The organism is Acinetobacter sp. CY81, assembly GCF_059515925.1.
Genome location: NZ_JCAKNC010000001.1, coordinates 349767 through 369686, shown reverse-complemented (window position 1 = coordinate 369686; position 19920 = coordinate 349767). Strand labels below are relative to the sequence as shown.

At 38.3% G+C, this 19920-nt stretch carries 17 protein-coding genes; 8 read left to right on the top strand and 9 right to left on the bottom strand.

Annotated features, from left to right (window positions below; all coding sequences use genetic code 11):
- Positions 1-537: 537 nt before the first annotated feature.
- The gene (gene mdh, locus AC5YDM_RS01740) at positions 538-1710 is read left to right on the top strand and encodes an iron-dependent methanol dehydrogenase (RefSeq protein ID WP_496150407.1); all 1173 of its coding nucleotides are present in this window, start codon (positions 538-540) and stop codon (positions 1708-1710) included.
- Positions 1711-1919: 209 nt separating this feature from the next.
- The gene (locus AC5YDM_RS01735) at positions 1920-2969 is read left to right on the top strand and encodes an alpha/beta hydrolase (RefSeq protein ID WP_496150406.1); all 1050 of its coding nucleotides are present in this window, start codon (positions 1920-1922) and stop codon (positions 2967-2969) included.
- An 81-nt stretch (positions 2970-3050) separates the two neighbouring features.
- On the opposite strand, the gene AC5YDM_RS01730 is transcribed toward AC5YDM_RS01735, so the two are convergent.
- Positions 3051-4235 (bottom strand): transcriptional regulator, encoded by a 1185-nt coding sequence (locus AC5YDM_RS01730; protein WP_496150405.1) that lies wholly within the window; start codon positions 4233-4235, stop codon positions 3051-3053.
- Between the two features lie 202 nt (positions 4236-4437).
- Here AC5YDM_RS01730 and exaC point away from each other — a divergent pair, with 202 nt between their 5' ends.
- From exaC to eutC, 4 genes are all read left to right on the top strand, one after another.
- Positions 4438-5949 (top strand): acetaldehyde dehydrogenase ExaC, encoded by a 1512-nt coding sequence (exaC, locus tag AC5YDM_RS01725; RefSeq protein WP_496150404.1) that lies wholly within the window; start codon positions 4438-4440, stop codon positions 5947-5949.
- A 227-nt stretch (positions 5950-6176) separates the two neighbouring features.
- Positions 6177-7616, top strand: coding sequence for an ethanolamine permease (eat, locus tag AC5YDM_RS01720; protein ID WP_496150403.1), 1440 nt, complete (start codon positions 6177-6179; stop codon positions 7614-7616).
- Between the two features lie 26 nt (positions 7617-7642).
- Positions 7643-9025 (top strand): ethanolamine ammonia-lyase subunit EutB, encoded by a 1383-nt coding sequence (locus tag AC5YDM_RS01715; RefSeq protein WP_496150402.1) that lies wholly within the window; start codon positions 7643-7645, stop codon positions 9023-9025.
- A gap of 9 nt (positions 9026-9034) precedes the next feature.
- Entirely contained in the window at positions 9035-9847 is an 813-nt protein-coding gene (eutC, locus tag AC5YDM_RS01710; RefSeq protein WP_496150401.1) for an ethanolamine ammonia-lyase subunit EutC, read from the top strand.
- Positions 9848-9973: 126 nt separating this feature from the next.
- On the opposite strand, the gene AC5YDM_RS01705 is transcribed toward eutC, so the two are convergent.
- The 3 genes from AC5YDM_RS01705 to AC5YDM_RS01695 all read right to left on the bottom strand — a co-directional run bounded on the left by AC5YDM_RS01705 (position 9974) and on the right by AC5YDM_RS01695 (position 12802).
- Positions 9974-11023 (bottom strand): NAD(P)-dependent alcohol dehydrogenase, encoded by a 1050-nt coding sequence (locus AC5YDM_RS01705; RefSeq protein ID WP_496150400.1) that lies wholly within the window; start codon positions 11021-11023, stop codon positions 9974-9976.
- Positions 11024-11189: 166 nt separating this feature from the next.
- Positions 11190-11789 carry a 2-hydroxychromene-2-carboxylate isomerase gene (locus AC5YDM_RS01700; RefSeq protein ID WP_496150399.1) on the bottom strand — a complete coding sequence of 200 codons (600 nt, stop codon included), beginning with the start codon at positions 11787-11789 and terminating at the stop codon, positions 11190-11192.
- A 248-nt stretch (positions 11790-12037) separates the two neighbouring features.
- Positions 12038-12802: an SDR family oxidoreductase gene (locus tag AC5YDM_RS01695; protein WP_496150398.1), complete on the bottom strand. Its 765-nt coding sequence runs from the start codon at positions 12800-12802 to the stop codon at positions 12038-12040.
- A 207-nt stretch (positions 12803-13009) separates the two neighbouring features.
- Between AC5YDM_RS01695 and AC5YDM_RS01690 the strand changes: the two genes are divergently transcribed.
- Positions 13010-13726 carry a glutamine amidotransferase gene (locus AC5YDM_RS01690; protein WP_496150397.1) on the top strand — a complete coding sequence of 239 codons (717 nt, stop codon included), beginning with the start codon at positions 13010-13012 and terminating at the stop codon, positions 13724-13726.
- 157 nt (positions 13727-13883) lie between these two features.
- On the top strand, positions 13884-14507 hold the full coding sequence (locus AC5YDM_RS01685) for a LysE family transporter (protein ID WP_496150396.1): 624 nt from the start codon (positions 13884-13886) through the stop codon (positions 14505-14507).
- A 111-nt stretch (positions 14508-14618) separates the two neighbouring features.
- Here the strand turns inward: AC5YDM_RS01685 and AC5YDM_RS01680 are convergent, their stop codons facing one another.
- The 5 genes from AC5YDM_RS01680 to AC5YDM_RS01660 all read right to left on the bottom strand — a co-directional run bounded on the left by AC5YDM_RS01680 (position 14619) and on the right by AC5YDM_RS01660 (position 19696).
- Positions 14619-15206, bottom strand: coding sequence for a YceI family protein (locus AC5YDM_RS01680; RefSeq protein WP_496150395.1), 588 nt, complete (start codon positions 15204-15206; stop codon positions 14619-14621).
- 131 nt (positions 15207-15337) lie between these two features.
- Positions 15338-15790: a GNAT family N-acetyltransferase gene (locus AC5YDM_RS01675; RefSeq protein WP_496150394.1), complete on the bottom strand. Its 453-nt coding sequence runs from the start codon at positions 15788-15790 to the stop codon at positions 15338-15340.
- 164 nt (positions 15791-15954) lie between these two features.
- On the bottom strand, positions 15955-16170 hold the full coding sequence (locus AC5YDM_RS01670; protein WP_496125891.1) for a hypothetical protein: 216 nt from the start codon (positions 16168-16170) through the stop codon (positions 15955-15957).
- A gap of 192 nt (positions 16171-16362) precedes the next feature.
- Positions 16363-18351 carry a transketolase gene (tkt, locus tag AC5YDM_RS01665; protein WP_496150393.1) on the bottom strand — a complete coding sequence of 663 codons (1989 nt, stop codon included), beginning with the start codon at positions 18349-18351 and terminating at the stop codon, positions 16363-16365.
- A gap of 187 nt (positions 18352-18538) precedes the next feature.
- A complete protein-coding gene (locus AC5YDM_RS01660) occupies positions 18539-19696 on the bottom strand; it encodes a GGDEF domain-containing protein (RefSeq protein ID WP_496150392.1) in 1158 nt (385 codons plus the stop codon).
- Positions 19697-19920: the final 224 nt, after the last annotated feature.

Sequence of the window (19920 nt, the reverse complement as noted above, 5' to 3'; positions counted from 1 at the left end):
ACTCAGCAAGGCTCTAATTCATCAAACACGCTTTAAATCCAATTAATACAACGTAATCCTGTCTATTCAGTTTCTGCAAACTCATCCAGCATTTAGGTTGTATTGTATATAATTTGGAAGAAACACATTCAATATCATTTCATTGTAATGACATAAGAATTACGTTTTAAAATATTTAATGAGATTTAAAGCCAATTATCGTTGTTATATTTTAATATTCTTTTGTCTCTAAATCCTTTGTATTTATTCAAACATCCAAAAACCAAAGTTTAGATTTGGATTCAATAATTACTTTATTTTTTTCATCCAATTTCATATTTAGACTTAATTTTGAATCCATAATGACTAAATTCACTGCCCTTCTAAAATTTTTTGGTTCTAAATATTCCTTTAAAATCTTAGCCTTGTAATCCCATTATGTTTATATGTCTTTGGTAGGTATTAGGTAGGTACACTTCTGAATCCCCTTATTGAATACTCAAGACACGGTATAGAAATCACCGATAACAATACAATAATGGCATAAGGAATCGCACCATGGCTTTTAAGAATATTTCAGATCAAACTAATGGCTTTTACATCCCATGTGTTTCACTTTTTGGACCGGGTTGTTCAAAAGAAGTCGGTGAAAGAGCGCATAACTTAGGTGCTAAAAAAGTACTGATCGTAACCGATGAAGGCTTATTTAAATTTGGTGTTGCAGACACGATTGCAAGCTACCTTAACGCAGCCAATGTGGACTACCATATTTTCCCAGGTGCAGAGCCAAACCCAACCGACATCAACGTTCTAAAAGGTGTCCAAGCTTATAATGACAATCAATGTGATTTCATTATTTCTCTAGGCGGTGGATCATCACATGACTGTGCAAAAGGTATTGGTTTAGTCACTGCGGGTGGCGGGAATATCCGTGATTATGAAGGGATTGATAAAAGTACTGTGCCTATGACACCGCTGATTGCAATTAACACCACAGCAGGTACAGCTTCCGAAATGACACGTTTCTGTATTATTACCAATACCGATACGCATGTAAAAATGGCGATTGTCGATTGGCGTTGTACTCCACTCATGGCGATTGATGATCCTAAACTCATGGTTGCCAAGCCAGCTGGACTGACTGCAGCTACAGGTATGGATGCACTCACACATGCAGTTGAAGCTTATGTTTCGACTGCAGCAAATCCGATTACAGATGCATGTGCTGAAAAAGCCATCACTATGATCAGCCAATGGCTTAGCCCTGCTGTTGCGAATGGTGAAAATATCGAAGCACGCGATGCAATGAGTTACGCACAATATCTTGCGGGTATGGCATTTAACAATGCATCACTAGGATACGTTCATGCAATGGCGCATCAATTGGGTGGTTTTTACAACCTTCCACATGGCGTATGTAACGCGATCTTGCTACCGCATGTATGCGAGTTCAACCTGATCGCTTGTCCAGATCGTTATGCAAAAATTGCAGAACTAATGGGTGTAGATATTCAACATTTAACAGTTAATGAAGCTGCATATGCTGCCATTGATGCGATTCGTGAGTTATCAAAAGCAGTGGGCATTCCGTCAGGACTTACAGAACTGAATGTAAAAGAGTCTGACTTAACCATCATGGCTGAAAATGCGCAAAATGATGCATGTATGCTCACCAATCCACGTAAAGCAAATCATGCTCAAGTGGTTGAAATATTTAAAGCAGCAATGTAATTTTTTAAGCTGATTTAATCAAATCCAGTGTAAGAGAAATTTCAAATCCTATTCTCATCAATCAATTGTGAAAATAGATTTCTCTGCACTGGATTTTTTTATTTATTGTTTTAGAAATATGTTTAACCCTATTTTAAATTGACAATTCGCTCCATATCATCAAGGATAATATCGACATCTAAAATATGATAAAAAGAGAGTCTCAGCTCATGTCTCAAATTGATTCTAACTCGCCATGCTCTCCAAATACTGACACGTCTCATCAATCACCCTCACAAAATGCTGAACCCATTCCTTCATCTGATTACGTTGCTGATGTATTAGGTGATGGTTATGAACAATTAAAACTACATTTTCCTCATGATCAACAAGGCCAAGTGATTGCCACATTGGTTCGTAAAAAAGCTGAAAAAAGCACATCCAAAGCAGTTTTATATATTCATGGTTTTATTGATTACTTTTTCCAAAAAGAGATGGCTGAACAATTTAATCAACAGGGTTACGATTTTTACGCTTTAGATTTAAGAAAATACGGACGTTCTTATCTAGCTCATCAAGATATGTTCTATGTGCAAAATTTAAATGAATACGATGCTGAAATTTCCGAAGCTTTAAATATTATTGTGCAGGAAAATCATGATGCCATTGTATTAAGTGGACACTCAACTGGTGGTTTAATTACGACGTTATACGCCGCACACCATCCTGAAAATAAATTCATTAAAGCATTGTGGGTGAACAGTCCTTTCTATGATTTTAATATGAATATTTTTAAGAAAAAATTGGCATTACCACAACTCAGCAAAATCGGGAAACGATTTCCAAAACTTAAATTTCTAAGTGAATTAAATAAATTTTATGTCACCAGCCTGCATAGAAGCTTAAAGGGTGAATGGGATTTCAATTTGGATTGGAAACCGATGCAATATCCAATGGTGTATTTAAGTTTTGTACATGCAATATTTGAGGCACAAAAGGAGATTCACCACGGTCTTCAGTTAAATATTCCCGTTTTGGTGATGCATTCAGCTCGAACCACCTGCCCTCGAAAATTTAATCGTGATGCTCAATCGAGTGACGTTATTTTAAATGTTAAACACATCTCTAAATATGCTAAAAAAATCCAAGGTGATGTAAAAATCATTTCAATTCAAGATGGATTACATGATTTGATACTCTCTGCTCAACCTGTTAGAGCTCAGGTTTATCACACCTTATTTGAATGGTTAGAACAAAAATCTAAGACCTTTAATACGTGAATCCAATCGTAATGTTATTTATTTCATGGATCATTTATTACATAAATCACTAATTTCTTGAACAATCAAAATGAATAGATCTTAGTCAGACTCACTTTTATATTTCATCAATAGCTGATGTGCAGGATGTTCTAATGGTGTCAGCTCAACCAAGCGCTCAACGGCGTCAATTGCATCTGGGTATCGTGCGATATGCTTCAATAGCACATCAGTATCATTGGCTTTGAAAATAGCATCACTCAGCCGTGATTCCATACAGTCACGCCATGAACACAAAAATGGGCTTTCTGTCTTTGCAAGCATTACACCGCTACATAGTTTTAAAGCAGTCTGAATATATGCAGCATCCAATGCTTGCTCTGCTTGTAAAAAGTCCGCCTCTACATGTGCCAAAATTCGATACGGTCTAGATCCAAGCATGCCACCGAGTAAATCCCTTAACTGAGACATTTCCGCCTTCAATGTCCCCATGCTGACTTTTCGCTCGCCATATAAAGCTTGGTGCAAGGTATCTAAGGTTAAACCTTGAGGACACAGTGCCAAAATCGTCAAAATTTCAATTTGACGTGGCGTTAACACCAAAACCTTACCGTTAAACAAGACTTGAGGCATACCAAAAGTACGAATATACAGTTGTTGGCTTTGATATTCGGTTAATGCTGTTTGAATAATAGAAGCACAGCGTTCAGCGGCCAATAATCCAAGGCTATTATGATTCTTCCAAGTGGTGGATAAATCAATCACACCCAAGACATGTTTCGAATACGGATCAATAATGGGGGCTGCATAACAAACCCAGTCATGCACTGAACTCATATAGTGTTCATTGGAAAAAACACAGCTCGACTGTTGTGTTTTTAAAGACAGTGCCAAGGCATTGGTTCCAACCAATTCTTCACGCCATTGCCCACCCTCTATAAAATGCACACTTTCCGCAGCCTTACGCATTTGTCGGCTAGATGCACTCCAAATAATCGTACTACCAATATCACCCACAGCAACCACCATCGAAGATTGCTGTGCAATATGCTTTAACTCTTCTGAACAGGATTTTAACGCATGCTCTAATGCTGTTCCTTTAGAAATAGATTGATCAATAATCGGAGCAGCTGAACGATCTTTTGGAATAGCGGCTAAAGTTGAACGCTTCCAAGAGCTTAAAATACTTTGTCCAAGTTGTTTTGCTTGCGCTGCAGAGCCACCGATTTTTTCTTTAAAACTTTCTATTTGTTGTCTTTTCAGCAATAAATGTTGCATTATTATCATTCCTTATTCTTTTAACAATTCCTGACATACATCCACTGTATTGAACTTGGTTGTAAACAATTGTTGAATGCTTGTAAACCTTCATCATTCCAACCTTTTTCCAACCTTATATTGGTTATCCTAATCAAATATAAGACAGATGTACCTTATACCAAAGCTGTAGATGCACTTAATAAATTCAATAAGCAAAGGAAGAATTCACATGCGCTATGTAGATCCAAATCAACCCGGTTCAAAAGTCCAATTTAAAGCACAGTATGACAACTTTATTGGTGGCAAATGGGTTGCTCCTGTAAAAGGTGAATATTTTGAGAATATTTCACCTGTCGATGGTCAAGTTTTCACTAAAGTTCCACGTTCTTCAGTTGAAGATATCGAACTCGCACTAGATGCAGCACATCAAGCCAAAGACGCTTGGGGCAAGACTTCAACCACCGCTCGCTCAAATATTTTATTAAAAATTGCTGACCGTTTAGAAGAAAATTTAGAATTATTGGCTGTAGCTGAAACTTGGGATAACGGTAAACCTGTTCGTGAAACTTTAGCAGCAGATATTCCACTGACGATTGATCATTTCAGATATTTTGCAGGGTGTATTCGTGCTCAAGAAGGCGGTATTTCTGAGATTGATGACGACACAATTGCTTACCATTTCCATGAGCCTTTAGGGGTTGTTGGTCAAATCATTCCATGGAATTTCCCAATTCTGATGGCTGCGTGGAAACTTGCTCCTGCGTTGGCAGCGGGTAACTGTATCGTGCTTAAACCGGCTGAACAGACACCAGTCAGCATTTTAGTCCTTGCTGAACTTATTCAAGACATTCTACCGCCTGGCGTATTAAATATTGTGAATGGTTATGGTGTGGAAGTAGGTCGCCCACTTGCAACCAATCCACGCATCTCAAAAATTGCCTTCACTGGATCAACAGCTGTTGGTCAAATGATTATGCAATATGCGACTGAAAACATCATTCCAGTAACACTAGAGCTTGGTGGTAAATCTCCAAACATCTTCTTTGAAGACATCATGGACAAAGACGATGAATACTTGGATAAAGCTTTAGAAGGCTTTGCCATGTTTGCATTGAACCAAGGTGAAATTTGTACTTGTCCTTCACGTGCGCTTGTACAAGAAAGTATTGCAGATAAATTCTTAGAAATGGCTGTTGAACGTGTTAAACGCATCAAAACGGGTCATCCACTAGATACCGAAACCATGATTGGTGCTCAAGCATCTCAAGAGCAACAAGATAAAATCTTGGGTTGTATCGCGACAGGTCGTCAAGAAGGTGCAAAAATCTTAACTGGCGGTGAAGAACGTCATGATGTCAATGGTGGTTTCTATATTGAACCGACTATTTTCAAAGGCACCAATGACATGAAAACTTTCCAAGAAGAAATTTTTGGACCTGTACTTGCTGTTGCAACATTTAAAGACTTTGATGATGCTATTAAAATTGCCAATGACACCATTTATGGTCTAGGTGCTGGAGTTTGGTCACGTTCAGCACATACGTCTTATAGAGCAGGTCGCGCAATTCAGGCTGGTCGAGTATGGACAAACTGTTATCACATCTACCCTGCACATGCTGCCTTTGGCGGTTATAAAAAATCAGGGATCGGTCGTGAGAACCACAGAATGATGCTTGATCATTACCAACAAACCAAAAACTTATTAGTCAGCTACTCTACTAAAGCGATGGGCTTCTTCTAAAAACAACCAAGGGTTAGTACTGATAAAGTGCTAACCCTTTTCTTTAATCTCTTAAATAATCAACTCAACAACTCAACAACTCAGCAACAAACATCAGCAGTCTTAAAACGAATAATAAAAAACCGAGGGGAATTTCCCCCATGCATAACACGGATGTGTGATCTGTCTTTGGTATTGAATTTGCATTCCTTAGCGGATCGAAACATAACAATATCTAGGAGCTCAACATGAGTGAACTCAATAATAATGGAATACAATCTCCTACTCCCACAGACTCCCAACACGAATATTTTGAAAAAAGACAACTCAAACAAGGTGCTGTAGGCTGGCTTTTATTGGTCGGACTCGGCGTGGCTTATGTTATCTCAGGTGATTTTGCAGGTTGGAACTTCGGCCTAGCCCAAGGTGGTTGGGGTGGAATGTTTATCGCCACAGTCGTCGTTGCCATCATGTATCTCTGTATGTGTCTGTCTATGTCAGAAATGTCGACTATGCTACCTACGGCTGGCGGTGGATATAGTTTTGCACGTACCGCATTTGGCCCTTTTGGTGGTTATCTAACAGGGACAGCGATTCTGATTGAATATGCGATTGCGCCTGCGGCGATTGCCTGCTTTATCGGTGCATATTGTGAAAGCTTATTTGGTATCGGTGGTTGGAAAGTTTATCTCGCTTGTTACATTATCTTTATGGCAATCCATTTAAAAGGTGCAGGTGAAGCTTTAAAAATCATGTTTGTGATTACAGCGATTGCTGCTGTTGCCTTATTTGTTTTCATTATTGCGATGATTCCACATTTTAATAGCACCAATTTATTTGATATTGCGGTATCCAGTGAAAAAGCAGGTGCAAGTGCATTTCTTCCTCTTGGATATATGGGCATTTGGGCAGCTGTGCCGTATGCCATCTGGTTCTTCTTAGCCGTAGAAGGTGTACCGCTCGCAGCGGAAGAAGCCAAAGACCCAACAAAATCATTACCGCGTGGACTCATTGGCTCTATGTTGATTCTTGCCACTTTTGCGATCTTAATTTTAGTCTTAGGTGTCGGTGCAGCAGGTGCAAATTTATTGAAAGACTCAGGTGCACCACTGGTTGATGCTTTAGTTGCGGTCTATGGGCAAAATACATGGTTAGCCAGTTTTGTGAATTTTGTCGGACTTGCAGGTCTCGTTGCGAGTTTCTTCTCGATCATTTATGCCTATTCACGTCAGATCTTTGCCTTGTCTCGTGCGGGTTATCTACCAACCTCGCTTTCCTTGACCAATAAAAATAAAGCACCCTACCTTGCCATTATCATTCCAGGCATCATTGGTTTTGGCTTATCACTCACAGGTGAAGGTGATTTACTCATTTTAATGGCCGTTTTTGGTGCAACCATTTCTTATGTCCTGATGATGCTATCGCATATCAAATTACGAATGAGTCGTCCTGATATGCATCGCCCCTATAAAACGCCCGGTGGCATCATCACTTCAAGTATTGCACTAGTTTTAGCAGCAATTGCAGTGATTGCAGGCTTCTTAGTCAATCCTAAAGTTTGGTTCATGGCCGCAGGGATCTATGCTTTGTTTATTGCTTATTTTATTTTTTATAGTCGCCATCACTTGGTCTCTGGCACACCAGAACAAGAATTTGAAAATATTCGTAAAGCGGAACAAGAGCTTTAACAGAATCGCTTTAAGAGGATCGTTTTATGACGTATAAAACCTTAATTGGTCATCAGCATTATGTATTTTCAGATCTAAAAATGCTGATGGCCAAAGCAACACCTCTGCGTTCAGGTGATGAACTTGCAGGGGTTGCAGCAGAAAATGCGACAGAACGTGTTGCAGCTCAAATGGCTTTAGCAGATGTACCACTCAAAACATTTCTGAATGAGTCATTAATCCCATACGAGCAAGATGAAATCACACGATTAATTATTGATGATCATCGTGCAGATTTATTTGCACCGATTTCACATTTTACCGTGGGTGATTTTCGTAATTGGCTATTAAGTGATGATGCCACCACTGAAAAACTACAAAAGCTCTCAATGGGTTTAACCCCTGAAATGGTTGCTGCGGTCAGTAAAATTATGCGCAATCAAGACCTGATCTTGGTTGCGAGCAAATGTGAAGTGATTACTCAATTTCGTAATACCATTGGTTTAAAAGGACATCTTTCCACGCGCTTACAACCGAATCATCCAACTGATGATCTGTTGGGTATTTCAGCCAGTATTTTAGATGGTTTAATGTATGGCAATGGTGATGCGGTCATTGGAATCAACCCTGCTACAGATAATTTACAGAATTTATCTGAACTACTAAAGCTCATGGATTATGTGATTCAAGAGTATCAAATTCCAACCCAATCTTGTGTTTTAACCCATATCAGTTCTGGGATTCAATTGGCTGAAAAAAATGTTCCGATCGATCTGATGTTTCAATCCATTGCAGGAACACAGCTTGCCAACAATGGATTTGGGATCAATCTCAACCTATTACAAGAAGGCTATGAAGCAACGCTTGCTTTGAAACGAGGTACTGTCGGGCAAAATGTGATGTACTTTGAAACAGGTCAAGGCAGTGCACTTTCAAGCAATGCGCATCATAGTGTCGATCAACAGACCATTGAAGCAAGAGCCTATGCTGTCGCACGTAAATTCAATCCTTTACTAGTAAACACAGTGGTCGGCTTCATTGGCCCTGAATATTTATATAACGGCAAGCAAATCATCCGTGCAGGACTAGAAGATCACTTTTGTGGCAAATTGCTTGGCTTACCGATGGGCTGTGATATTTGTTATACCAACCATGCCGATGCCGATCAAAATGATATGGATGTCCTGTTAACGCTGTTTGGTACAGCAGGCTTGAACTTCATCATGGGGATCCCAGGTTCGGATGATGTCATGCTGAATTATCAAACCACTTCATTTCATGATGCACTATACCTACGTCAGCTTTTAGGACTCAAACCCGCGCCTGAGTTTGATATATGGCTTGCACAGCAAGGCATTTTCAAACAACAAAATCAACGAATTGAATGGGCAGAGAAAATGCCTTCGCAATTTTCAAGACTTTTGGCATAGGAGGAAAAAATGAACCTTATTCCAAATGATTCTTTTAATCCATCATCTCACCAAGATGAATGGGAAAAACTTAAACAATTTACCGATGCGCGCATCGCCATTGGACGTGCAGGCTCTAGCATTCCTACTCGCCCCATGCTCGAATTTCAATTGGCGCATGCTCAAGCTCAAGATGCCGTGTACCAAGTGCTTGATGTAACAACTCTTGCAGACAAAATTCAAAGCTTAGGATTAGAAACCATCACCGTCAAAAGCCAAGCTGAGGACAAACAAGATTATTTAAAACGTCCAGATTTAGGACGATTATTGGATCAAGATTCAGTTGAAGCTTTAAAAAAACATTCTCAACAGTCAGCAAAATTTGATGTCTGTATCGTGGTGGGTGATGGTTTATCAGCTCTTGCGATTGAAGAAAATGCATTTAAGCTCATTCAATCATTACAACCTGAGATACAACAGGAAAACTGGACGATTGCTCCAATCGTGATTGCTACAGGAAGTCGTGTCGCATTGGGTGATCAAGTCTGTGAAATTTTAAATGCCCAAATGCTGATTATGCTCATTGGAGAACGCCCCGGTTTAAGCTCACCTGATAGTTTAGGCATTTATTATACTTTTGAAGCAAAATCAGGAGATTTAGACTCGAAACGAAATTGTATTTCCAACGTTCGACCCGCAGGCTTAAGCATTCCAGTTGCGACTCAACGACTGATGAACTTGATGAGGAAATCAAAAAGCTTAGGCTATTCTGGTGTAAAGCTTAAAGATGATCATGAAATTGAAGTTTTAGATGTATCCACTGAGCAGAAAAGACTATTTTAAAATGCTTAAGCTTCATTATTTTCAATCATCACAGCTCAATACCGTCCATAAAATATAGCCTATAACGCCCCTACCATGAAATAAAAAATCCCTGCTCAGGAGCAGGGATTTTTTATAAAGCGTGTATCAATCTTTTAATGATTTTAAATCAATCACAAAACGATATTTCACATCACTTTTCAGCATACGCTCATAAGCTTGATTGATATTTTGCATATTAATCATTTCTACATCAGATACGATATTGTGTTCACCACAAAAATCCAACAACTCTTGCGTTTCCTGAATGCCCCCAATCACCGAGCCTGCAATTGATTTACGCCCCATAATCATCGGCACAGAATTGGTTGAGAACTCACCGAGATAACCTACAAGCACCAAAGTTCCACTTAACGCCAGCGTCGGAATATACGGCTTTAAATCATGATCATAAGGCACAGTGTCTATGATGAGGTCATATTGATTTTTGACCGCTTTCATTTGGTTTTTATCCGTCGATAACACCACATGATCTGCACCTAAATCTCTAGCATCTTGTTCTTTATCAGGTGAACGCGTGAAAAGTGTTACCTCTGCGCCTAAGGCATGCGCAAGTTTAATCGCCATATGGCCTAAACCGCCCAAACCAACCACAGCAACTTTTGATTTTGGACCAATGTTCCAATGACATAACGGCGACCACGTGGTGATCCCAGCACATAAAATTGGAGCTACCGCTTTAGTGTCCAAATTTTCAGGGACTTTAAGCACAAAATCTTGACTGCAAATGATGGTTTGCGAGTAACCACCATAAGTCACAGTCTGATCATGACGATCTAGACTCCCATAGGTACCTGTATTGCCCTGTTCACAATATTGTTCTAAGCTTTGATTGCAGGCTGAACATGTGCGACACGAATCCACCATACAGCCGATACCGACCAAATCACCAACTCTAAATTTAGTCACTGCATTGCCAATACTTTTCACTCGACCAATCACTTCATGACCGGGAACAATCGGATATCGACTAAAGCCCCAGTCATTGCGTGCTTGGTGTAAATCTGAATGACACACACCACAATATTCAACATCAATAATCACATCATCAGGACGCGATTGACGTTGTTCAAATTTAAAAGGAACCAATGGGCTTTGTGCATCGAGTGCAGCATAGGCTAAAACGTGTTGTGTCATTTTTTGCTTCCTTTATTGCTGATCTTTCATCAATATATTGGCTTAAGCGCTATAACTTAGCGATAAATCATTTTTCAAACTATTTAAACCCTATCTATTCAGTGCATATTCAGCTTTTATCTACATAAAAGACATAAAAAAGAGATGCTGAAATATCGAATTCGATCTACGTCTGAATATGACTTAATGCACTTTCAACAAAATGTAGATGATCAATACCCCAATACAACTCATCTTTCACAATAAAGCTTGGTGCACCAAACAGCCCTCGCTCAATGGCTTCATCGGTAATAAATTTAAGCTCACTCTTTACTTTTTCATCATCAAGCCATAATTTAACTTTTGCTTCATCTAAACCATTGGCTTTAGCCACATCGATCAATTCATCCCGATCATTTAAATTTCGAGGATGTGCAAACATCGCATCAAAAAATCCAGTTAATACTTGATGGAACTGTTCAGGAGCAAATAATTGAACTGCTGTCACCAAACGCATTACAGGCAATGTATTAATCGGGAAATTAGGATTCATTCTAAATGGAATATCCCATAATTTTGACCAACGTCTTAAATCAATCATCGAATATTGTGCCTTGGCAGTTACCATAATCGGACTGCTATTCCCTGTTGCTTTTAACACAGCTCCCAACAGCATCGGTTTATAGATGATTTCAGCCTGCTGCTTTTCAACGATTTTTTGTAATTGATGAAATCCTAAATAACTAAATGGACTACCCAAATCAAAATAAAACTCAACAATGTTCATTCTATTCATTCCTTGACGATTTCTTCGTATAAATATCTATGTGTAATTGCAAAATCAACAGCCACTTATATTTCCCTTTTTAGATTTATTCTTACATTCTGTTTATCAGTTATTCCTACATTAAAATTCACTCAATACCTGATATTTAAATTTCTTTGACCAACACTTTTTATATTGGGATTACTTCACTTAAACACTAAGCAATGTAATTCAAAAAGTTTTAGGCTTTATTCAAAACACCAAAAACCTCACCATTTTTCATTCCAAGGTCTTAAATCTAATTCATGCGTCCAAGCATCCCGGGGTTGATGTGCAATATTCCAATAATTTTCAGCAATATGTTTTGGATTTAATATGCCATCCTCAGCTTTTCTTTCATAGATAGCAGGAAAACTATCTTTGATAAAATCAGTATCTATTGCACCATCTATGACCACGTGCGCAACATGAATATTTCGTGGTCCTAATTCCCTTGCCATGCTTTGTGCCAATGCACGTAGCGCATGTTTCGCCCCTGCAAAAGCTGCAAAATATGCTGAACCCCGAATACCTGCCGTCGCACCTGTAAAGATGATTGTGCCACGTTCACGTTGTACCATACGTTTCGCTGTTTCACGACCTGTGAGAAAAGCCCCAAAACACGCCATTTCCCAAATTTTAAAATATTTCCGTGCGGTTTCTTCTAAAATACTACAAGGAACATTCGCACCAATATTAAAAACCATGACTTCAATAGGACCAATTTCGGATTCAATCTGTTCAATCAACTGAATGACTTGCTCTTCTTTACGAGCATCCGATGCAAAACCAAATGCTCGTCCGCCTTCTTGTTCAATGGATTCAATCAAAGGCTGTAATTTATCTGCATTACGACGCGTCATACAGGCGATATAGCCACCACGAGCAAATCGTATAGCAATCTCTCCACCTGTGGCATCACCAGCTCCAATCACCAATGCAACTTTATCTAAACTGCAATTTATTAAATCTGATTCCATCTCTATGTGTGGCATGTCCTTTCTACGCTTTATTATTGTGATTCACTTCGATCTTATGTGCTAAAAATCAATCCGTCAAAGACATTCATCAACCTGATGATTCACATTAAAAATGTGCAATGAGCATCAAAAATTACGACTTATTTCACAAAATAATCATTCTTTTTTATTCCAATTGCGCTTAAAGTGAGTTGTATATTTCGAACGATTTAAAATTTCACAATGACTGCTTTTGAACACTTACCTAAAACCATCTATGCCATTCAACATCTTGCTTTTGAAGACCTTGGCTCACTTGAAGATGTCTTTTATCAACTCGGATTTCGGGTGCGTTATTTTGAAGCAGGCATTGATGATTTAACCAAAGCCCTAGATTATAAAGGTTTAACCATCATTTTAGGTGGTCCGATAGGTGTTTATGAAACAGATGACTACCCATTCTTACAACAAGAAATAGACTTACTCAAAGTTCGTTTAGAAAAAAATCTCCCAACTTTAGGTATCTGTTTAGGTGCTCAATTGATTGCACATGCACTCGGAGCACGTGTTTACTCAGGACATGAAAAAGAAATTGGATGGAGTCCCTTAGAGATCCGCTTCGCAACCAATAATATTCTCAAGCCTTTGGCTGATACCCCTGTACTGCATTGGCATGGCGATACTTTCGACTTACCTGAACAAGCGACTTTATTAGCAAGCTCTAAAGTTTATAGCAATCAAGCCTTTCAAGTCGGAAGCAATATTCTTGCATTGCAATTTCATATCGAAGTCGCTTCTGAAAGTTTGGAAAAATGGCTCATTGGTCACACCACTGAATTGCGCCATGCGAAAATTGATATCCCACAATTACGTCGCGACAATCAACATTATGCTCAACAGCTTGAAGACGTAGCTGATTTAATTATTCGTAATTTTATGCAACAACTAAAACTTTCTTAATAGGTTTGCTGAATTGAGCAAACGAAAAGATTGCTTTTGAATTTAAGCGTTAAAATTCAATCTATAAAGAACTTTTAGATTTTAACTATTCTAAAGTCGCCTTTTACTCGCTTAAACATTCTCCTAATATAAGTTTAAATTTTAAGATGATTTTGATATGACGCCTCTCATTAGTATTGCCATTATTCATCTTTTTGCATTGATTAGTCCTGGCCCTGATTTCTTTTATGTAACACAAAGTGCTGTCCGCCAATCTCGTACCCATGCACTTTTTGCAGCTTTAGGTATTTCGCTGAGCATTTTGGTTTGGGCTTTGTGTGCGATGAGTGGTCTCCACTATTTATTTCAAAAAATGGCATGGCTTCAACAAGTTCTGATGATCTGTGGTGGTCTTTATTTATTTTATCTTGGTATTCAATTGTTAAAATCAGCGTGCAAAAAATCCGATGCAGTTGTCGTAGAAGATAAACCACATACTGAAAAATCTTATGCAAAACTTTTGATTCAAGGCTTTCTAACCAATATGGCCAATCCCAAAGCATTGGTTTATTTTAGTAGTGTCTTTGCAATTGCTATCAATACCGATGCAAGCCTGTTTCAACAGAGTTCATTATTGGCACTGGTCTTTATTGAAAGCTTGATCTGGTTTGCTTTAGTCGCTTATTTATTCTCAGCAAGTAAAGTAAATGCCTATTACCAAAAATTCAGTAAAAAGATTGATGCTGTTACAGGTGGCATTTTTATCAGTTTTGGTTGTTTACTCATTTTAAATCGAGACTAACATTTTTATTGATATTATCTACATTAAAAATGGAATGATATTCCAATAAAAAAGCACCCTTAGGTGCTTTTTTATTGGATTGATACAACGATGAATCAATCACCAATTCAATTATTTTTTCTCAGTCGGTACAGATGCTTCAGTTGTAATATTTACTGTGATTTTATCGCCCACGTTCGGCACATAAGCACCTACACCAAATGCTGAACGATCAAAACTTGTTGTCGCATTAAAACCGATTGTTTCTGCTTTACTCATTGGATGGACAGCTTGTTTATTTAAAACAGCATCCAATACCACAGGTTTAGTGACATTCTTAATCGTTAAATCACCTGTGATTTTGTATTTAGTTTTACTCACCGCTTGAACTTTTGTACTTTTAAAAGTGATATTTGGATATTTTTCAGCATCAAAAAAATCAGCTTTTAATAAATGCTCATCCAGCGCTTTAACATTGGTATTCAAGCTAGTTAACGGAATCGTTACATTTACAGAAGAATTTGCAGGCTTTGCGTTATCTACAGAAATAGTCCCTTGAATGTCACTAAAATTCGCAGATGGTGTAGAAAAACCGAAATGATCCCAAGTAAATACTGTTGCAGTATGTGTTGGATCAATTTTATAGTCGACTGGTTTTGCTACAGAAAAAGTTGCAACTGAGGCTACCGTCAAACCCAATGCTAATGTTTTAAAATTCATGATTTTTCTCGCTTTAATGATTCATTTTAGTCTATAGGATTTTCCCACGATTACACCCTTAAACATAAAACGTTTTGTTGCATGCTTAGAACGATAAAAATGTAATTTTTTATATTATAAATATGATGAGTCTAAGGACAACGATACTGAATAAACCCTGTTTTTCGTGCGATACGATCATACAAAATCTGCGCTGATTGATTCGACTCGTGCGTTAACCAATATAATCGGTCACAATTTCTCTCATTTGCCACTTGCTGAACATATTCGATTAACTTTCTCGCGATACCTTGATTTCTAAATTGCTCATTGACATACAAATCTTGCAAATAGGCATACGGCTGAATCGTCCAACAACTTTCATGCTCAATAATATGCACAATACCGACCACTTGCTTATCTACCAGCGCAGCAAAACCATACATATGCTGTTGATCAGGATCTGTCAGCTTTTGCCATGTCGTTGCAGTGACATGATCAGGAATATCTGCTTGATAAAATGACTGATAGCCTTTCCATAGAGCCATCCACTCATTCAATTGTTCTGACCTAAGTGGTTTAATTTGAATATGATTCTGTTTCATCAAATATGTAATTCAATTTATATGTTCTTATTTTTATAAATGAAAATTCAAACAAAAGCGACTATTTTTAAAACGTATTCTATTTAAATTCTTATTTAATTAAGGACATAAAAAAAGGTCATATCCTGACTCAAATATGACCTTGATTTAATATTGAAGCAATCTTAAAGTTTTTTCACCAAAACGCGATCTACTTGCTTACGACCAGACGTCGTTTCACGGTTTTGACGGCGAACTTTAATAATTTTATCTTCTTCCATATCTTTAAGAAGTAAAACCACCGCAACCATGCTCTCTAAAGGCAGATCCTGACCAATCCACTTCTCTTCACCCGCATCCATTAAGGTAATTTCATCACTAATCTGGTTATACAGGCTCATATTTCCTCACTTGTGATCTTTAAAATCACACTAAAATGTATTCCGAATGATTCGGCGTGCATATTATACGCCTGAATCATAAAATTAAGCAGATTATTCCTGTCTTGATCGTGACCTACAATATTCTGCTTAAATCCTCTTAAAAAAAAACGCTCCGTATGGAGCGCTTTTCCACTGGCTAAATCTTAACGATTAAGCAGTTAACTCTTTTACAGCAGCAACAACTGCTTCAGTCGTAATACCAAAGAATTGATATAAGTCTTTTGCAGGTGCAGATTCACCATAAGTCGTCATACCAATCACTTTGCCATCTAGACCTACAAACTTCCACCAGTAGTCTACATGAGCAGCTTCTACAGCTACACGTGCACGGATGTTAGATGGAAGAACTGCTTCACGGTAAGCAGCATCTTGCTTAACAAACTCTTCAGCACATGGCATAGAAACAACACGCACGCCATCTAGTTGAGCATAAGCTTCCATTGCAAGTGATACTTCAGAACCAGTCGCAATGATGATTGCTTTTAATTCGCCTTTTTCCTTAGCCAATACATAACCACCTTTAGCAACATCTGCAATTTGAGCATCAGTACGCGTTTGGAATGGTAAGTTTTGACGAGAGAAAATTAACGCTGTTGGGCCTTCAGCACGTACAAGAGCAGATTTCCAAGAAATTGCAGCTTCAACAGTGTCACATGGGCGCCAAGTGTTTAAGTTAGGCGTACCACGTAAAGATGCAATTTGTTCTACAGGTTGATGTGTAGGACCATCTTCACCAAGGCCAATTGAGTCATGCGTATACACATGAATCACGCGTTGCTTCATCAATGCAGACATACGTACTGCATTACGTGCATATTCCATAAACATCAGGAATGTTGCTACGTAAGGGATGAAACCACCATGAAGTGCAACACCATTGGCAATTGCAGTCATACCGAATTCACGTACGCCGTAATGTACATAATTACCAGCAGCGTCATCTTGAACGCCTTTAGCACCTTTCCAAAGGGTTAGGTTAGAACCTGCAAGATCCGCAGAACCACCTAAAATTTCAGACAATAATGGCGCAAATGCTTGAATCGCATTTTGACTTGCTTTACGCGTTGCAACAGTTTCAGCTTTTGCATTCACTTCTGCAATGTAGGCATCCGCTTTAGCAACGAAGTCACTTGGTAATTCACCTGACATACGACGTTTTAGATCAGCCGCTTCAGTTGGATATTTTGCAGCATAAGCAGCAAACGTTTCATTCCAAGCTGCTTCAGCCTGTAAACCTTTCTCTTTTGCATTCCAAGCAGCATATACATCTGTAGGAATTTCGAATGGACCTTCAGTCCAACCTAAAGCTGCACGTGTTAATGCGATTTCATCATTACCGAGTGGAGCACCGTGGCAATCTTCTTTACCTTGTTTATTTGGTGAACCCAAACCAATAATCGTTTTACAGATGATTAATGTCGGTTTAGCCGTTTCAGCTTTTGCTTCTAAAGTTGCAGCACGTAATGCATCTGCATCATGACCATCAACTTTAAGTACTTGCCAACCGTAAGCTAAGAAACGTTGTTCTGTATCATCAGAGAACCAACCTTCGACTTCACCATCAATCGAAATACCATTGTCATCATAGTAAGCTACAAGTTTACCTAGACCTAAAGTACCCGCCAATGAACATGCTTCGTGAGAAACACCTTCCATTAAGCAACCATCACCCAAGAAACAGTAAGTGAAGTGATCAACTACAGAAATATCAGCTTTGTTGAATTGCGCTGCTAAAGTTTTTTCAGCAAGTGCAAAACCAACTGCATTGGCAATACCCTGACCCAATGGACCAGTTGTCGTTTCAATACCTGGCGCATAACCTAATTCAGGGTGACCAGGTGTTTTAGAGTGCAATTGACGGAAAGACTTTAAATCTTCGATCGAAAGATCATAACCAGTCAAATGTAACAATGCATAATGAAGCATTGAACCATGACCATTAGACAACACGAAACGGTCACGGTTTGCCCATTGTGGATTTGTTGGGTTGTGACTTAGAAATTCGCGCCATACAACATCAGCAATATCAGCCATCCCCATTGGTGCACCTGGATGTCCAGAGTTTGCTTTTTGCACAGCATCCATTGCCAGTACACGAATTGCGTTTGCAACACGACGTTCATTCAGCGGGGTTGTCATAGATCAGAGTCCGATATATTTAAAAATGTGGAAAGTTGAATTAAATTCAAAACTGCGCGTATTGTCTTAAAAAAACGATACAGCGTAAAGACTAGAAACGTATATTTAACCTATATTGAGGTAAATAATAGCAAAAACAAGATTAGTGAAAATTATACTACATCTTGAATATGCATTTCTGATGAATTTAAGCAATACTGACCTGATTACGTCCTCGTGTTTTCGCCTCATATAGTGCTTGATCGGCTTCATTCACGACTTGCAAAGAACTTTGACTGGCATGTGAAAATGCAACCCCTATACTACATGTCACAAATATTGATTTCATTGGATCTACAGCATGGCGATGGCTTGCCAAGGCAGAGCGACAACGTTCAGCTAAACGCTGCACTTCATAAGGATGGGTATTTTCGATAATAATGAGAAACTCTTCTCCACCATATCGTCCCAATACATCACTTCTTCTAATGATTTGTTTTAATGTATTGGCCGAACTGACTAAAATCTGATCGCCCATCAAATGTCCATAGGTGTCATTTACCGATTTAAAATGATCTAAATCAATCAATAAAATCGCATATGGATAATTTGAGGTATCGGTCTCATCCAGTTGCAATAAAAACTCATTCAACATACGGCGGTTATAGATAGACGTTAGACCATCTTTACGACTTAGTTGCGTGACATAAGACTCACGTGCAGACCACTGTTTTAAAATCGTGTTGAGAATAAAAACACCAAGCAAGAAAGGTGGTGCACTAAAATAAATGGTACTGCCTAACCAAAATGAATTTTTAAAATTCGGATAACCAATCTGATCGATGTCAAACAACGGTTTAAATTGGACTTGACCGTTAACAAGACCACTCGATAAAAAATAGATAAATACAGCAATCCCATACGTCAGTGTAAAAATGAGCATCTTACGATCAAACAATACGATCAGTAAGTAAATAAAACTCATTGCATTAATGACGATGCCAGCTTCAAGTAAGCCCGACGAGTACCAATCGAAGACCATCGAGCTAATGAGCAATACAGCACAAAAATACGGGAAAAAATGTTGCGCCCACTCCTTTTCACGATTGATCAATAAAATAAAGATAACAACCAATGTAAAGAAAAACTCAACGATCTCGATATTCAGATGGAAATATAAGGTTTCCAAATTAACAAATTGTTGTACTTCAGGCGTGAGTAATGTAAATCCCTTCCAACTGATCCATAGCGCACGTATAAAAAGATAAAAAACGAGGACTAAAATACACTTATTGACCTGACTCCAATTTAAAATTTTTGAATCAAATACAAACCAGCGTACATAGCCTAATAACGATTTCGACATTTTATATTTGACTCTTTACGACCTACTTCTTAGTCATATTTATTAGTATTGTTTAACAATCTGCTTAATATAAAACTAATCTGCAAAAATTCATTCAATTTGATACAAAAAAACAAACAAATACTTATTTTATTTTTTAAGCTAAGGCTTGGTTTTTATTTATAAATCTCGTGAAAAAATCCAACGATTTGCCTCAACCTCGAATATAGCTTATTTTTTTGCTC

Coding starts and splice junctions, on each gene's coding strand:
- mdh (WP_496150407.1), top strand. CDS start 538: ATGGCTTTTAAGAATATTTCAGATCAAACTAATGGCTTTTACATCCCA.
- AC5YDM_RS01735 (WP_496150406.1), top strand. CDS start 1,920: ATGTCTCAAATTGATTCTAACTCGCCATGCTCTCCAAATACTGACACG.
- AC5YDM_RS01730 (WP_496150405.1), bottom strand. CDS start 4,235: ATGATAATAATGCAACATTTATTGCTGAAAAGACAACAAATAGAAAGT.
- exaC (WP_496150404.1), top strand. CDS start 4,438: ATGCGCTATGTAGATCCAAATCAACCCGGTTCAAAAGTCCAATTTAAA.
- eat (WP_496150403.1), top strand. CDS start 6,177: ATGAGTGAACTCAATAATAATGGAATACAATCTCCTACTCCCACAGAC.
- AC5YDM_RS01715 (WP_496150402.1), top strand. CDS start 7,643: ATGACGTATAAAACCTTAATTGGTCATCAGCATTATGTATTTTCAGAT.
- eutC (WP_496150401.1), top strand. CDS start 9,035: ATGAACCTTATTCCAAATGATTCTTTTAATCCATCATCTCACCAAGAT.
- AC5YDM_RS01705 (WP_496150400.1), bottom strand. CDS start 11,023: ATGACACAACACGTTTTAGCCTATGCTGCACTCGATGCACAAAGCCCA.
- AC5YDM_RS01700 (WP_496150399.1), bottom strand. CDS start 11,789: ATGAACATTGTTGAGTTTTATTTTGATTTGGGTAGTCCATTTAGTTAT.
- AC5YDM_RS01695 (WP_496150398.1), bottom strand. CDS start 12,802: ATGCCACACATAGAGATGGAATCAGATTTAATAAATTGCAGTTTAGAT.
- AC5YDM_RS01690 (WP_496150397.1), top strand. CDS start 13,010: ATGACTGCTTTTGAACACTTACCTAAAACCATCTATGCCATTCAACAT.
- AC5YDM_RS01685 (WP_496150396.1), top strand. CDS start 13,884: ATGACGCCTCTCATTAGTATTGCCATTATTCATCTTTTTGCATTGATT.
- AC5YDM_RS01680 (WP_496150395.1), bottom strand. CDS start 15,206: ATGAATTTTAAAACATTAGCATTGGGTTTGACGGTAGCCTCAGTTGCA.
- AC5YDM_RS01675 (WP_496150394.1), bottom strand. CDS start 15,790: ATGAAACAGAATCATATTCAAATTAAACCACTTAGGTCAGAACAATTG.
- AC5YDM_RS01670 (WP_496125891.1), bottom strand. CDS start 16,170: ATGAGCCTGTATAACCAGATTAGTGATGAAATTACCTTAATGGATGCG.
- tkt (WP_496150393.1), bottom strand. CDS start 18,351: ATGACAACCCCGCTGAATGAACGTCGTGTTGCAAACGCAATTCGTGTA.
- AC5YDM_RS01660 (WP_496150392.1), bottom strand. CDS start 19,696: ATGTCGAAATCGTTATTAGGCTATGTACGCTGGTTTGTATTTGATTCA.